General features: G+C 42.2%; 12 protein-coding genes and 2 pseudogenes. 8 read left to right on the forward strand and 6 right to left on the reverse strand.

What is annotated here, in order from left to right:
• Positions 1-18: 18 nt before the first annotated feature.
• The 3 genes from JQ841_RS09100 to JQ841_RS09110 all read right to left on the reverse strand — a co-directional run bounded on the left by JQ841_RS09100 (position 19) and on the right by JQ841_RS09110 (position 3,299).
• Positions 19-1,008 carry a PTS sugar transporter subunit IIB gene (locus JQ841_RS09100; RefSeq protein ID WP_203180778.1) on the reverse strand — a complete coding sequence of 330 codons (990 nt, stop codon included), beginning with the start codon at positions 1,006-1,008 and terminating at the stop codon, positions 19-21.
• Positions 1,009-1,242: 234 nt separating this feature from the next.
• Positions 1,243-2,262, reverse strand: a complete 1,020-nt coding sequence (adhP, locus tag JQ841_RS09105) for an alcohol dehydrogenase AdhP (protein ID WP_138021993.1) — start codon at positions 2,260-2,262, stop codon at positions 1,243-1,245.
• Positions 2,263-2,486: 224 nt separating this feature from the next.
• Complete coding sequence (locus JQ841_RS09110) at positions 2,487-3,299, reverse strand: Cof-type HAD-IIB family hydrolase (RefSeq protein WP_203180725.1); 813 nt, start codon at positions 3,297-3,299, stop codon at positions 2,487-2,489.
• Between the two features lie 189 nt (positions 3,300-3,488).
• On the opposite strand from JQ841_RS09110, the gene JQ841_RS09115 reads away from it, so the two are divergent.
• From JQ841_RS09115 to folK, 6 genes and pseudogenes are all read left to right on the forward strand, one after another.
• Entirely contained in the window at positions 3,489-4,907 is a 1,419-nt protein-coding gene (locus tag JQ841_RS09115) for an NCS2 family permease (RefSeq protein WP_203180726.1), read from the forward strand.
• Between the two features lie 52 nt (positions 4,908-4,959).
• The gene (locus JQ841_RS09120; RefSeq protein WP_023947032.1) at positions 4,960-5,667 is read left to right on the forward strand and encodes a CPBP family intramembrane glutamic endopeptidase; all 708 of its coding nucleotides are present in this window, start codon (positions 4,960-4,962) and stop codon (positions 5,665-5,667) included.
• Between the two features lie 93 nt (positions 5,668-5,760).
• Positions 5,761-6,741 carry a dihydropteroate synthase gene (gene folP / locus JQ841_RS09125; protein WP_203180727.1) on the forward strand — a complete coding sequence of 327 codons (981 nt, stop codon included), beginning with the start codon at positions 5,761-5,763 and terminating at the stop codon, positions 6,739-6,741.
• A 1-nt stretch (position 6,742) separates the two neighbouring features.
• A complete protein-coding gene (locus JQ841_RS09130; RefSeq protein WP_203180728.1) occupies positions 6,743-8,065 on the forward strand; it encodes a bifunctional folylpolyglutamate synthase/dihydrofolate synthase in 1,323 nt (440 codons plus the stop codon).
• A pseudogene (folE, locus tag JQ841_RS09135) lies at positions 8,046-8,601 on the forward strand (GTP cyclohydrolase I FolE). The gene JQ841_RS09130 and the pseudogene folE overlap by 20 nt, the downstream one beginning before the upstream one ends.
• Positions 8,602-8,642: 41 nt before the next feature.
• Complete coding sequence (gene folK / locus JQ841_RS09140) at positions 8,643-9,455, forward strand: 2-amino-4-hydroxy-6-hydroxymethyldihydropteridine diphosphokinase (RefSeq protein ID WP_203180729.1); 813 nt, start codon at positions 8,643-8,645, stop codon at positions 9,453-9,455.
• Between the two features lie 45 nt (positions 9,456-9,500).
• Here the strand turns inward: folK and JQ841_RS09145 are convergent, their stop codons facing one another.
• The gene (locus JQ841_RS09145) at positions 9,501-9,818 is read right to left on the reverse strand and encodes a DUF960 domain-containing protein (protein WP_000886035.1); all 318 of its coding nucleotides are present in this window, start codon (positions 9,816-9,818) and stop codon (positions 9,501-9,503) included.
• Positions 9,819-10,053: 235 nt separating this feature from the next.
• Between JQ841_RS09145 and ccpA the strand changes: the two genes are divergently transcribed.
• Positions 10,054-11,064, forward strand: coding sequence for a catabolite control protein A (ccpA, locus tag JQ841_RS09150; protein ID WP_078352827.1), 1,011 nt, complete (start codon positions 10,054-10,056; stop codon positions 11,062-11,064).
• Positions 11,065-11,117: 53 nt separating this feature from the next.
• On the opposite strand, the gene JQ841_RS09155 is transcribed toward ccpA, so the two are convergent.
• On the reverse strand, positions 11,118-12,080 hold the full coding sequence (locus JQ841_RS09155; protein ID WP_020903075.1) for an asparaginase: 963 nt from the start codon (positions 12,078-12,080) through the stop codon (positions 11,118-11,120).
• Between the two features lie 65 nt (positions 12,081-12,145).
• Here JQ841_RS09155 and JQ841_RS09160 point away from each other — a divergent pair.
• Positions 12,146-13,538: pseudogene (locus JQ841_RS09160) on the forward strand (Cof-type HAD-IIB family hydrolase).
• 230 nt (positions 13,539-13,768) lie between these two features.
• Here JQ841_RS09160 and JQ841_RS09165 read toward each other — a convergent pair.
• Positions 13,769-14,221 (reverse strand): universal stress protein, encoded by a 453-nt coding sequence (locus tag JQ841_RS09165; protein WP_000079148.1) that lies wholly within the window; start codon positions 14,219-14,221, stop codon positions 13,769-13,771.
• Between the last annotated feature and the right edge of the window lie 157 nt (positions 14,222-14,378).

The raw sequence follows: 14,378 nt of genomic DNA on the forward strand, positions 1-14,378 counted from the left end.
ATCCTTTCATAAAATCGATTATTGCACGTTTGCTTTGTTGATCAAGTCAAACAAATCTTTTTTGGTGTCGTTTGGTACTTTACGTACATCAAATTCAACACCAAGGTCACGCATTTTTTCAAATGTAGCAACGTCTTCTTTATCCATAGACAAAACGTTGTTAACCATTGTTTTACCAGTTGAGTGAGCCATTGATCCAACATTAAGAGTTTTGATTGGCACGCCACCTTCGATAGCACGAAGGGCATCTTGAGGTGTTTCAAACAAGATAAGGGCATGTGTTCCTCCGAAGCGAGGATCTTTTGCAACGTCGATTAGTTTTTGGATAGGAACAACATTTGCTTTCACTTTACCTGGAGCTGCTTGTTTAATCAATTCTTTACGTAATTCGTCTTTAGCTACGTTATCTGAAGCAACGATGATACGGTCTGCTTTTGAATCTGGAGTCCAAGCAGTTGCAACCTGACCGTGAAGTAAACGAGTGTCTAGACGGGCAAGGTTGATTTTGAGTTTACCGTCTCCGATGACAGTTCCTTCTGGAATAGCAGCTTGGGCAACTGGAGCAGCTGCAGCGCTTGCTACTTCCTCAACTGGGTTTAGCTCTTCTGGAAGAGCTTTGATGCCATCTTTGGCTTCTTTAATGATATTCGCAGCGACTTTTTCTACACCTGCAGCAGCGTCCATGAGGCGCTCTGTGTAGGCTTGAATTAACATCGGTAAGTTCAGTCCTGTGATGATGGCAAACTTACGCTCAGGATTTTCTCCCATCACGCGACTAGCTTGGTTAAATGGAGATCCACTCCAAAGGTCAGCCAAAACTAGAACCTCATCCTCTGCGTCAAATGCAGCAACAGCGTTATTAAACTTATCGTATAGATCATCAGGACCTTCATTTGGCATAAAGGTTACAACTTGAACCTTTTCTTGTTCACCAAAGATCATAGATCCTGACTGATGAATACCCGCAGCAAATTCGCCGTGGCTCGCAATAATGATTCCGATACTCATTATTGTCATTCCTCCTTTTTTGTTTTAGTTTTCGTTTAAGAAAACTTTAAGACTTTTTAAGTATAAACCGTTTTCATCTAAAAATCAACTATTTATCATAAAATAATTAAAAAGATTACATCTGAAAATATTGATATATTGAGTTTTAGAGAAGTTTTTTTGAATCCTTATTTAAAAATTTAATATAAAAAAGTTGGAAGCGCATTCCAACTTTTAAAATAGATTTCTATTAGATTAGTGGGTGAAGTCGAGTACCATACGTCCTTGGATTTGACCTTTTTCCATTTCGTCGAAAATGGCTACGGCATCTTCTACTGGACGTTTTTGAACAATTGGAACTACCAAACCTTCTGCACCGAATTGGAAGGCTTCTTCCAAGTCTTTACGAGTTCCTACAAGAGAACCGATGACTTGGATTCCATCTAAAACTGTTTTCACGATGCTGAGTTCCATCATTTCAGAAGGAAGGCCGACAGCGACAACGCGACCACCAGCACGAACGGAGTCAACAGCCTGGTTGAAGGCAACTTTAGATACAGCAGTTACGACAGCTGAGTGAGCACCTCCATCAGTTTTTTCCTTGATAAGTCCAGGTACATCTTCAACTTCGAGGCCGTTAATAACAATGTCAGCGCCTACTTCTTTTGCAAGGGCAAGTTTGTCATTGTTGATATCAACTGCGATAACATGAGCATTGAATACTTTTTTAGCATATTGAACAGCGAGGTTTCCAAGTCCACCAGCACCGTAAAGAACAACCCATTGACCTGGTTCAACTTTGGCTTCTTTGATAGCTTTATAGGTTGTTACGCCAGCACATGTGATAGAAGAAGCTTGGGCTGGATCAAGTCCGTCAGGAACTTTAACAGCATAGTCTGCAGTTACGATACATTGTTCAGCCATACCACCGTCTACTGAGTAGCCGGCATTTTTTACTGTACGGCAAAGAGTTTCACGGCCAGTTGTACAGTATTCGCAAGTACCACATCCTTCAAAGAACCAAGCAACGCTGACGCGGTCGCCGACTTTAAGGCTTTTCACATCTGGTGCAATTTCTTTAACGATACCAACACCTTCGTGACCTAGGACACGTCCTGGTACCTGACCGAAGTCACCATGGGCAACGTGGAGGTCAGTGTGGCAAACACCACAGTATTCAATTTCTACAAGTGCTTCCCCAGTTTCAAGTGGACGGAGTACTTTTTCTTCAACAGCAACACCAGTGCTTTCTGGATTTACAACAACAGCTTTCATAGCTATCCTCCTTGATATTGGCCGAGAACAGGGACAACAGGACTGGATTGATTTTGTGTCAACAGAGTCGAGTGTGACGAGCTCTCTTGTATTTATATGTGAAGTATATCACAAAAGAAAGCCTTTTCCAAGGTTTTGGATGCAAAAAGTAGAACAATCGATTAACCGGTTGATGAGACTGTGAAAAGAGCACAAAGACCAGCTCGCAAGCTGGTCAGAATGGACTATAAGAATAAGTCTTGCAGGGTTTTGGCAACACCGTCTTGGTCATTGGTCAGGGCGATTTGCTCATCCGCATAGGGGAGTAGATCAGGATTGGCATTTTTCATTGCATAACCTTTCCCAGCAAAAGCGAGCATTTCGGTATCATTGTGCTCATCTCCAAAAGCAATCAAATCCTTTTTGTCACGGTTCATTACCTTGAGCAAGTAGTCCAAAGCAAAGGCCTTATTGACACCTTTTGGGGTACACTCAAGGATATTGAGCGGACCTCCCCAGGTATTGATGGACAGTTGATGCTGATAGAAGGCATTCATTTCTTTTGCCAAGGCATACTTGTCACTAGCTCTGGTCTGTAACAGAATACAGTTAGGATCCTTGGTTACCAACTCAGGCTGGAATTGATCTTCAGGCTGGAAAGCTTCCACACCAAATAGTTTGGGATTGGCAATTTCTTCATTAGGATTTGTAATGTAGAATTTTTTACGATATTCTCCAGCGATAAAATCGGCTTGAATGTCCTCTGAACGTTGAACCATGTCTAAAAGATATTTTTTGTCTACGGTCAAACACTTTTCAAAGTCCCAAACCTGATCTGGTAAATGAGTAAGGGAGCCGTTGAAGTTAATCATAGGAGTGTCTAATCCTAGCTCGCGGTAGAAATCTTTTGACATACGGTAGGGGCGACCTGTCGTAATAATAACCTGATGCCCTTTTTCAGCAACTTTTTTAATGGTTTCTTTGGTAAAGTCAGAAATTTGACTGTCTGAGTTGAGCAGGGTTCCATCCAGGTCAACTGCAATAATTTTTTTCGTCATATGGACCTTTCTAGTGTCTTTTCAGATAAGATGTCTTCTATTATAACAGAAAGCAGGCAGAAAAGCAGATTCCAAACAAAAAATGAAATTGGATCAATTTCTTAAATAAATCAAACAAAGATATTGAAAAAGTGAATGATAAATGATATAATTCTATTATTGTTCGTAAAAATTAAAAGGAGATTAATAATGGACAAATTATTTAAACTAAAAGAGAACGGTACAGACGTTCGTACAGAGGTTCTCGCTGGTTTAACAACTTTCTTTGCAATGAGTTATATTCTCTTTGTAAACCCACAAATTCTTTCGCAAACAGGAATGCCTGCTCAGGGTGTATTCCTCGCAACGATTATCGGTGCAGTTGCTGGTACCCTGATGATGGCCTTCTACGCTAACTTACCTTATGCCCAAGCGCCAGGTATGGGACTCAATGCCTTCTTTACCTTTACAGTTGTATTTGGGCTCGGGTATTCTTGGCAAGAAGCCTTGGCTATGGTCTTCATCTGTGGGCTTATCTCATTGATTATTACCTTGACAAATGTTCGTAAAATGATCATTGAATCGATTCCAAATGCCCTTCGCTCAGCAATTTCAGCTGGTATCGGTGTCTTTCTTGCCTACGTGGGGATTAAGAATGCTGGACTTTTGAAATTTACGATTGATCCAGGCAACTATACTGTTGTAGGAGAAGGGGCTGACAAAGCTCAAGCAACGATTGCAGCAAACTCTTCAGCAGTTCCAGGATTGGTCAGCTTTAATAATCCAGCTGTTTTGGTGGCTCTTGCAGGACTTGCCATTACTATCTTCTTTGTTATCAAAGGAATTAAAGGGGGAATTATTCTCTCTATCTTGACAACAACTGTTCTTGCTATTGCAGTTGGTTTGGTAGATTTGTCAAGCATCGATTTTGCTAATAACCATGTTGGTGCAGCCTTTGAAGATTTGAAGACAGTCTTTGGTGCAGCTCTTGGTTCAGAAGGTTTGGGAGCTTTGATTTCAGATACAGCTCGCTTGCCTGAAACTCTGATGGCTATTCTTGCCTTCTCATTGACAGATATTTTTGATACAATTGGTACCTTGATCGGTACAGGTGAAAAAGTTGGTATCGTAGCGACAAATGGTGAAAACCACCAATCAGCTAAGTTGGATAAGGCTCTTTACTCTGACTTGATTGGTACTTCAATTGGTGCCATCGCTGGTACTTCGAACGTAACGACTTATGTCGAGTCTGCTGCTGGTATCGGTGCAGGTGGACGTACTGGTTTGACAGCCTTGGTCGTGGCAATCTGTTTTGCGATCTCAAGCTTCTTTAGCCCACTTCTAGCGATTGTACCAACAGCCGCTACAGCTCCAATCTTGATTATCGTTGGGATTATGATGTTGGCTAGCTTGAAAAATATCCATTGGGATGATATGTCTGAAGCGGTTCCTGCTTTCTTCACATCTATCTTTATGGGATTCAGCTACTCTATCACTCAAGGGATTGCAGTTGGTTTCTTGACTTACACTTTGACTAAGCTTGTTAAAGGTCAAGCTAAAGATGTTCATGTCATGATTTGGATTTTGGATGCCTTGTTTATCCTTAACTACATCAGTATGGCCTTATAATAGGATAACCCAGGGGGATTTTCCCCCTTTTTTAATATAAAGGAGATGGGTGATGAAAGAGAAAAATATGTGGAAAGAATTATTGAATCGTGCAGGTTGGCTGTTAATCTTTTTGCTGGCGACAATTTTATATCAGATTCCTATAGGGGTTACTGCTATTTTAACTTTAAATGCAGTACCACTGTTGCAGTCAGGACTGATAGTTGCTGGTATTTCGATTGTAGTTTTGGCACTATTTATTTTTGGAGCTCGTAAAACGCAATTAGCAAGTTTTAATTTTTCTTTTTTTAGAGCGAAGGATTTGGCACGTTTGGGCTTGAGTTATTTAGTTATTATCGGGTCAAATATACTTGGTTCTATCTTGTTACAACTGTCAAATGAGACGACAACAAGTAACCAGTCTCAGATTAACGATATGGTTCAGAATAGTTCTCTGATTTCCAGTTTCTTCTTACTGGCCTTGCTTGCTCCGATTTGTGAGGAAATCTTGTGCCGTGGGATTATTCCTAAAAAGATTTTCCGAGGAAAAGAGAACTTGGGATTTGTAGTCGGTACGATTGTGTTTGCTTTATTGCATCAACCAAGTAATTTACCTTCTTTATTGATTTATGGAGGTATGTCGATTGTTCTATCTTGGACGGCTTACAAAACCCAACGTTTGGAAATGTCTATCTTGCTTCACATGATTGTTAATGGGGTAGCCTTCTGTTTATTGGCTCTTGTGGTGATCATGAGTCGGACATTAGGGATTTCTGTTTAAGATTTTTGACAATTGCTTACTTGTTTCTACTGGGAAAAAGATGAATGCAATCGTGTCCATCTTTTTCTTTTTATGGTAAAATAGAGAAATAATATGATGAAAAACCTTGAGGGAGTGACCGATATGTCAAGTAAAGCCAATCATTCAAAGACATCTATTTGCGGAATTATTAATGTAACCCCAGACTCCTTTTCGGACGGTGGTCAATTTTTTGCTCTTGAGCAGGCACTCCAGCAGGCTCGTAAATTGATAGCAGAAGGGGCTAGTATGATCGATATCGGCGGAGAATCGACTCGGCCTCGGCCGGGAAGTAGCTATGTTGAGATAGAAGAGGAAATCCAGCGTGTTGTTCCAGTGATTAAAGCGATTCGCAAGGAAAGTAATGTCCTCATTTCCATTGATACTTGGAAAAGTCAGGTGGCAGAGGCTGCTTTGGCTGCTGGTGCCAATCTAGTCAATGATATCACTGGTCTTATGGGTGATGAGAAAATGGCTCATGTGGTTGCTAAGGCTGGAGCGAAAGTAGTCATTATGTTTAATCCAGTTATGGCGCGACCTCAGCACCCTAGCGCGCTCATCTTCCCTCATTTTGGCTTTGGTCAAGCTTTTACAGAAAAAGAGTTAGCTGACTTTGAAAAATTGCCAATCGAAGAGTTGATGGAGACTTTCTTTGAACGAGCACTAGCGAGAGCAAATCAAGCTGGAATTGCACAAGAAAACATCCTGCTGGATCCAGGAATCGGCTTTGGTCTGACCAAGAAAGAAAATCTGCTTCTTTTACGGGACTTGGATACACTACATCAGAAGGGGTATCCAATCTTTCTTGGAGTGTCGCGCAAGCGATTTGTCATCAATATTCTTGAAGAAAATGGCTTTGAAGTCGATCCTGAGACAGAACATGGTTTCCGCAATCGGGACACAGCTTCGGCTCATGTAACTAGTATCGCTGCGAGACAGGGTGTAGAAGTGGTGCGCGTGCATGACGTATCTAGTCACAAGATGGCAGTTGAAATTGCCTCCGCTATCCGTCTGGCTGATGAAGCGGAAAATCTAGATTTAAAACAATATAAATAAGATGAAAGAAATTCAAAACAATCAGTGGATTGCCAACTACCGGACGGACCAACCGCATTTTGGCTTGGAACGCATGGTGGAACTATTAGCTTTGCGTGGAAATCCCCATCTCAAACTCAAGGTTATCCATATCGGAGGGACCAATGGCAAGGGTTCGACCATTACTTTTTTGAAAAAGATGCTAGAAAAGCTAGGGCTGAGAGTTGGCGTGTTTAGCTCGCCCTATCTCATTCATTATACAGATCAGATTAGCATCAATGGGGAATCTATCCCAGAGGCTAGACTAGAAGCCCTCATGGCAGACTATCAGTCTTTGTTGGAGGGAGAAGCGGCCGCTAATTTACAGGGCACAACTGAGTTTGAGATTATCACAGCCATAGCCTATGACTACTTTGCCTTAGAGCAAGTAGATGTGGCTATCATGGAAGTGGGCATGGGTGGACTTTTGGATAGTACCAATGTTTGCCAGCCCATTTTGACAGGAATTACGACTATTGGATTGGATCATGTAGCCCTACTTGGTGACACTTTGGAGGCCATAGCAGAGCAGAAAGCTGGTATTATCAAACAAGGGATTCCCTTGGTAACAGGGCGTATTGCTCCAGAAGCTTTGGCTGTGATTGACCGCATTGCGGAAGATAAAAATGCGCCGAGACTTGCCTACGGGGCAGATTATCAGATCAGCCATCAAAAGAGTGTGGTAACGGGTGAAGTCTTTGACTATACAAGTGTTGTCAGGCAAGGTCGCTTCCAGACTGGCCTGCTTGGCTTGCACCAGATAGAGAATGCTGGGATGGCCATAGCTTTACTTGATAATTTTTGTCAAGAAGATGGTCGAGAGCTACCAGCTAATACCTTGCTTGCTCAAGCTCTGGAAGAAACAAGATGGCCGGGGCGTCTGGAGGTAGTGTCAAGAGAACCCTTGATGATTTTGGATGGAGCCCACAATCCCCATGCTATCAAGGCTTTATTAGCAACCTTGCAAGAACGCTTTGCGGATTATCGTAAGGAAATCCTCTTTACTTGTATCAAAACCAAGGCCTTGGAGGATATGTTGGACTTGCTGGGGGCCATGCCAGATACCGAGCTTACCCTGACACATTTTGACGATAGTCGGGCGACTGATGAAAATGTGCTGAAAGAGGCAGCCAAGTCTAGAAATCTCAGCTACCAAGGTTGGCAGGATTTTCTAGAGCAGAAATTGACAGATAAAAAAGAAGAGAAACAAACAGTTAGGATTGTCACAGGTTCTTTGTATTTCTTGAGCCAAGTGAGAGCCTATCTGATGGAGAGGAAAAACGAGAATGGATACACAAAAGATTGAAGCAGCTGTAAAAATGATTATCGAGGCTGTAGGAGAGGACGCTAATCGCGAGGGCTTGCAGGAAACACCTGCTCGTGTGGCTCGTATGTACCAAGAGATTTTTTCAGGTCTTGGTCAAACAGCGGAGGAACATTTGTCAAAATCCTTTGAGATTATCGACGATAATATGGTGGTAGAAAAGGATATCTTTTTTCCATACCATGTGTGAACACCACTTCTTACCATTTTATGGGAAAGCGCATATTGCCTACATTCCAGATGGCCGTGTGGCAGGTTTGTCTAAGCTAGCCCGTACGGTTGAAGTTTATTCTAAGAAACCACAAATTCAAGAGCGTTTGAATATCGAAGTGGCCGATGCCTTGATGGAGTATCTGGGTGCTAAAGGAGCCTTTGTTGTCATTGAGGCGGAACATATGTGTATGAGTATGCGTGGTGTCAGAAAACCAGGTACTGCAACCTTGACGACAGTAGCTCGTGGTTTGTTCGAAACAGATAAGGACCTCCGAGATCAGGCTTATCGTTTAATGGGACTATAAAAGAATCCGCTTTGGGCGGATTTTTCTAGAAAGGAATCATTATGGATCAACTGCAGATTAAGGATTTGGAAATTTTTGCCTATCATGGTCTTTTTCCTAGTGAGAAGGAATTGGGGCAGAAGTTTGTTATTTCCGCAATCCTATCCTATGATATTACCAAGGCGGCTACAGACTTGGATTTAACGGCTTCTGTCCATTATGGAGAATTGTGTCAGCAGTGGACGACTTGGTTTCAGGAAACCACTGAGGACTTGATTGAAACGGTAGCTTACAAACTAGTAGAACGTACCTTTGATGCTTATCCTCTTGTCCAAGAAATTAAGCTAGAACTGAAAAAACCTTGGGCGCCAGTGCATTTGCCGCTAGATACTTGCTCGGTAACCATTCATCGTCGCAAGCAACGGGCCTTTATCGCCCTAGGAAGCAATATGGGAGATAAACAAGCAAACTTGAAACAAGCCATTGAGAAAATGCGAAATCGAGGTATCCATATTCTCAAAGAGTCCAGTGTCTTAGCGACGGAGCCTTGGGGTGGTGTGGAGCAAGATAGCTTTGCTAATCAAGTGGTTGAGGTTGAAACCTGGTTGCCCGCCCAAGTTCTATTAGAGAACTTGTTAGCCATTGAGTCAGAGATGGGACGGGTGAGAGAAGTACATTGGGGGCCTCGTTTGATTGATTTGGACTTGCTCTTTGTGGAGGACCAGGTCCTTTATACAGATGACCTTATTTTGCCCCATCCTTACATAGCGGAACGCCTTTTTGTTCTTGAGTCTCTACAAGAAATTGCGCCTCATTTTATCCATCCGACATTAAAGCAACCGATCCGCAACTTGTATAATGCTTTGAAACAATAGAAAAAACTCTAGTTTTCAGTCGCTTGTAACTGAAGGCTAGAGTTTTTAAAATAGGTCATTTTCTTCTGGGAGGAGGATAGTTTCTCTACCGTCCATATCTAAAACCAGGACTCTCGGGGGATAAAGAGGGTCAAAGGGATGGTTAAAATCAAAATCAATGGCTGTAGGGAGGTGTTGACTTGAGAAGTGGAAGGTAATTTTTCCTTGGTTATTGAGCAATTGAAACTCAAGTTCTTCTTCCAATTCAAAGACATTTTTTAAGAAGTGGTCGATGATATACCAAAAAGAGTCAATAACGTCATCAGGCAAGCTGGTAACAATGCCAAAACTAGCCGATCGCATGTGGGTATTGGTAAAAGCCATATTTCTACCCCCTTTCTTTCCCTTATCATACAGCAAATAGGATTAAAAATCAAGAAAAGGCGATTTTTTCTTCATAAACATAGCTTTCTATGAAATTTTTTCAAATAATCTTCAAAAAAAGCTTGAAAGTGTTTACAAATAGTGATAAAATGGAATAAGTAGAAGCATGAAAACGAAATTTTCATACCGTCTCTTTTTTGGAGTCTCGTGAGGTATGATATAGAAAGGAAATGGAATGAATACAGACGATACAGTAACGATTTATGATGTCGCCCGTGAAGCAGGAGTTTCAATGGCGACAGTTAGCCGTGTAGTCAATGGCAATAAGAATGTAAAAGAGAATACTCGAAAAAAAGTGCTTGAGGTGATTGACCGTTTAGATTACCGTCCAAATGCAGTGGCGCGTGGTCTTGCAAGTAAAAAGACAACTACTGTCGGTGTCGTGATCCCAAATATTACCAATGGCTATTTCTCAACGCTTGCTAAAGGGATTGATGATATCGCTGAAATGTACAAGTACAATATCGTCCTTGCTAATAGTGATGAGGACGATGACAAGGAAGTTTCAGTTGTCAATACCCTGTTTTCTAAGCAAGTGGATGGTATCATCTTTATGGGATATCACTTGACTGAAAAAATTCGTTCAGAGTTTTCTCGCTCTCGGACACCAGTTGTTCTTGCAGGAACTGTGGATGTAGAACATCAGCTTCCAAGTGTCAATATTGACTACAAACAAGCAACGATTGATGCAGTAACCTACCTTGCTAAAGAAAATGAGCGCATTGCTTTCGTTAGCGGTCCACTAGTGGATGACATCAATGGTAAGGTTCGTTTGGTTGGATACAAGGAAGCCTTGAAAAAAGCAGGTATTTCTTATAGCGAAGGATTGGTATTTGAGTCTAAGTACACTTATGAAGATGGTTATGCCTTAGCAGAACGCTTGATTTCATCAAATGCAACTGCAGCAGTTGTAACAGGTGATGAATTGGCAGCAGGTGTCTTGAATGGTTTGGCTGATCACGGTGTGTCAGTACCAGAAGAATTTGAAATCATTACTAGTGATGATTCGCAAGTCTCACGCTTTACCCGTCCAAACTTGACAACTATTGCCCAACCTCTCTATGACCTTGGTGCTATTAGTATGCGTATGTTGACTAAGATTATGCACAAGGAAGAGTTGGAAGAACGTGAAGTTCTCTTACCTCATGGTTTGACAGAACGTCGTTCAACACGAAAACGTAAATAGAAAAAATCAGGGAATCGTGAAGATTTCCTGATTTTGCTTTCTGGAGAAGAGACTTAGCCTTCCATATAGTCTTTCAAAGCCTGCCCTGTTAGTCCGGCATTGAGGGCAATGAGGAGTTTCAAGCGAGCTTTTTGGGCATTGAGTTCTTTAACAAAGAAGACACCAGATTTTTGCAACTGCACGCCCCCACCTTGGTAGGCATAAACAGGTTCCGCTATACCGTTAAAGCATCGTGATACCAGGGCGACTGGGATTCCTTTTTGCAGAAGGTTTTCTAATTTTTGAGCCGTTTCTTTGGGAATATTACCAGCTCCGAAGGCTTGGATAATCAAGCCGTCCAATTGTTCCAAATCCAGCATATCAATCAGCTCATCTGTCATACCTGCATAAGCCGAGATGATAGGGACTAAGCCTTGTATGTGATCAAGGTCAAAGCGAACACGAGGTTCAGCTGTTTTGAAGTAGAGGATTTCCCGCTTCGTAATCAGACCAAGTGGCCCATGTGTTGGGGTCTGGAAGGTGCCGACGTTGGTCGTATGCGTTTTGGTAACATACTTGGCAGCATGAATTTCATCGTTCATAACAACCAAAACCCCTTTGTCAGCAGCCCTGTCATCGCTAGCCACCCGTAAAGCACTCAGATAGTTATAAACACCGTCGCTGCCGAGTTCGTTAGAGCTACGCATGGCCCCTGTTAGAACGATAGGCATATGGGGAACTTCCATGGTATCAAGGAAATAGGCTGTTTCCTCTAAAGTATCGGTCCCGTGTGTGATTACCACTCCATCGTAGTTAGCAGCTTCCTCTTTAATTTTCTGGTAGAGGGCTAGCATATGCTTGGGTTTGATATGGGGGCTTGGCAGGTTAAAAAAGTCTAAGGCGTGGACTTGGATTCCTTCAAGTGGGTTGGACACATGGTTCATGGGATTATCTGAACTCGTCACAACAGCGCCAGAAGCATCGGCCTGCATGGAAATAGTTCCACCCGTATGTAAAACAAGGATTTTCTTAGGCATGATTTACTCACTCTTTCTGAAATGTGGTATAATCATTGTATCACAAAAGGGGAGATTGGGATAGGATGGAAGTCAAAGCTGTTTTTTTTGATATCGATGGAACCTTGGTCAACGATCACAAGAGTGTTTTGAAATCCACTAAGGACGCGATTAAGATTGTCAAAGAACAAGGGGTGCTTGTCGGTGTAGCGACAGGACGAGGACCTTTTTTTGTTAAGGAATTGATGGACGATTTGGATCTGGACTTTGCGGTAACCTACAATGGCCAGTATATCTTTACTAAAGACAGAGTCTTGTTCACGAGCCCAATTTCCAAGTTACATTTGCGCCAGTTAATCAGTTATGCTAAAAAAGAGGGCAAGGAGATTGCTCTAGGGACCAAGGATGCCATGTTGGGTTCCAAAATCATGTCTTTTGGTCTGGGTTCTTTTTCCCAACGAATCAGTCGCTTCGTTCCCTCAGTTTTAACTCGGACAGTGAGTCATTCCTTTAATCGTATGGTCAGCAAGGTTGTTCCCCAAAAGGAAGAAGACCTGCTTGATCTGATGAATCAGCCTATCTACCAAGTTTTGATGCTGATGACGCCAGAAGAATCTGAGAAGGCAGCAGCTGATTTTGAAGACTTGAAATTGACACGTAGCAATCCTTTTGCAGCGGATGTTATCAATCAAGGAAACTCTAAGTTGGAAGGCATACGCCGAGTCGGGAAAGAATATGGTTTTGATCTCAACCAAGTCATGGCCTTTGGTGATTCAGATAACGACCTTGAAATGCTTGCAGGTGTTGGTATGTCGGTCGCTATGGGAAATGGTAGTAGCAGTGTCAAGGAAGTTGCTAAGCACATTACCACTAGTAATCAGCAAGACGGAATCCACAAGGCCCTGGAACATTTTGGTGTTCTAGCTTCAGAAAAAGTCTTTGTCAGCCGTGACTATCATTTCAATAAGGTCAAGACCTTCCACCACATGATGGATGAACGAACCCAAGAAGAACCACGAGCTTGGGATTTAGAAGGTGCAACCCACAGGGCTGGCTTTAAAATAGAAGAATTGGTGGAATTTGTTAGAGCTGCCAGTCCTTCTGAAGAGGACTTTGGTCGAGCTCTATCGCAACTTCATCAAGCTCTTGATAAGGCGGCCGATAAAGTGGCTAAGAAGACGCCTGCTCAGCAAGATTTGATAGGTCAGGTAGATGCCCTGATCGACACGCTTTACTTTACCTACGGTAGTTTTGTCTTGATGGGGGTGGATCCAGAACGTATTTTTGATATTGTTCATCAGGCCAATATGGGGAAAATTTTTCCAGATGGCAAGGCTCATTTTGATCCAGTGACCCATAAAATCTTAAAACCAGATGATTGGGAAGAAAAATATGCTCCAGAACCTGCTATTAAAAAGGAACTGCCAGCGCCAGCTCAAGGCTTATGAACGCCATAAAGAGAGAAATAATACTCAATGAAAATCAAAGAGCAAACTAGGAAACTAGCCGCAGGCTGCTCAAAGCATTGCTTTGAGGTTGTAGATAGAACTGACGAAGTCAGCTCAAAACACTGTTTTGAGGTTGTAGATAGAACTGACGAAGTCAGTAACATATATATACGGCAAGGCGACGTTGACGTGGTTTGAATTTGATTTTCGAAGAGTATAAATAGTAAACAAAAAGGAGCGCTGAGCTCCTTTTCTTCGTGACTATAGGGTTTTTTCTTGTTCTCTCACAACCAGCAAATCAACCTTAGCATGGCGGAGGATGTATTCAGATGAAGAGCCGACCAAGAGGCGTTCAAAGGCGTTGAGACCAGTTGCGCCAACAAGGATGAGGTCCACTTCCTCAGCATCGGGAATAGTACGTGCCAGTAGGGTCTTTGGATTTCCCATTTCAATGACGATGTGAACATCTGCCACACCAGCATCTTTAGCACGTTTTTCGTACTCTTTCATCAGACTTTCAGCGTCGACTTGGAGTTCTTCGTAAACTTCAGCATCAAAGGTGGATACGCTTTGGAGAGCGCGTGTGTCAATGACATGTGCGATGGTGAGTTTAGCGTCGTTTCGTAGAGCAGAATGAACTCCCTTGACAAAAGCCAAGTCCGCTTCTTTAGAACCATCGATTGCGACCATGATATTTTGGTAACGTTGTGCCATAATGAAACCTCCTGAAATTTTCTTACTATAATTGTAAACCTTTTCACTATAGAAGTAAAGTAAAAAAAGTATTTTCCAAAAGAATATTAGCGATTAAAATCTATATAAATATATGATAAAATAAAAGAAAGGATAGCAGGAAAGAAGTGAAGGGAGG

Origin of the sequence: Streptococcus mitis, assembly GCF_905187535.1 — a bacterium.
Classification (GTDB): domain Bacteria; phylum Bacillota; class Bacilli; order Lactobacillales; family Streptococcaceae; genus Streptococcus; species Streptococcus mitis_BS.

Coding starts and splice junctions, on each gene's coding strand:
- JQ841_RS09100 (WP_203180778.1), bottom strand. CDS start 1,008: ATGAGTATCGGAATCATTATTGCGAGCCACGGCGAATTTGCTGCGGGT.
- adhP (WP_138021993.1), bottom strand. CDS start 2,262: ATGAAAGCTGTTGTTGTAAATCCAGAAAGCACTGGTGTTGCTGTTGAA.
- JQ841_RS09110 (WP_203180725.1), bottom strand. CDS start 3,299: ATGACGAAAAAAATTATTGCAGTTGACCTGGATGGAACCCTGCTCAAC.
- JQ841_RS09115 (WP_203180726.1), top strand. CDS start 3,489: ATGGACAAATTATTTAAACTAAAAGAGAACGGTACAGACGTTCGTACA.
- JQ841_RS09120 (WP_023947032.1), top strand. CDS start 4,960: ATGAAAGAGAAAAATATGTGGAAAGAATTATTGAATCGTGCAGGTTGG.
- folP (WP_203180727.1), top strand. CDS start 5,761: ATGATGAAAAACCTTGAGGGAGTGACCGATATGTCAAGTAAAGCCAAT.
- JQ841_RS09130 (WP_203180728.1), top strand. CDS start 6,743: ATGAAAGAAATTCAAAACAATCAGTGGATTGCCAACTACCGGACGGAC.
- folK (WP_203180729.1), top strand. CDS start 8,643: ATGGATCAACTGCAGATTAAGGATTTGGAAATTTTTGCCTATCATGGT.
- JQ841_RS09145 (WP_000886035.1), bottom strand. CDS start 9,818: ATGGCTTTTACCAATACCCACATGCGATCGGCTAGTTTTGGCATTGTT.
- ccpA (WP_078352827.1), top strand. CDS start 10,054: ATGAATACAGACGATACAGTAACGATTTATGATGTCGCCCGTGAAGCA.
- JQ841_RS09155 (WP_020903075.1), bottom strand. CDS start 12,080: ATGCCTAAGAAAATCCTTGTTTTACATACGGGTGGAACTATTTCCATG.
- JQ841_RS09165 (WP_000079148.1), bottom strand. CDS start 14,221: ATGGCACAACGTTACCAAAATATCATGGTCGCAATCGATGGTTCTAAA.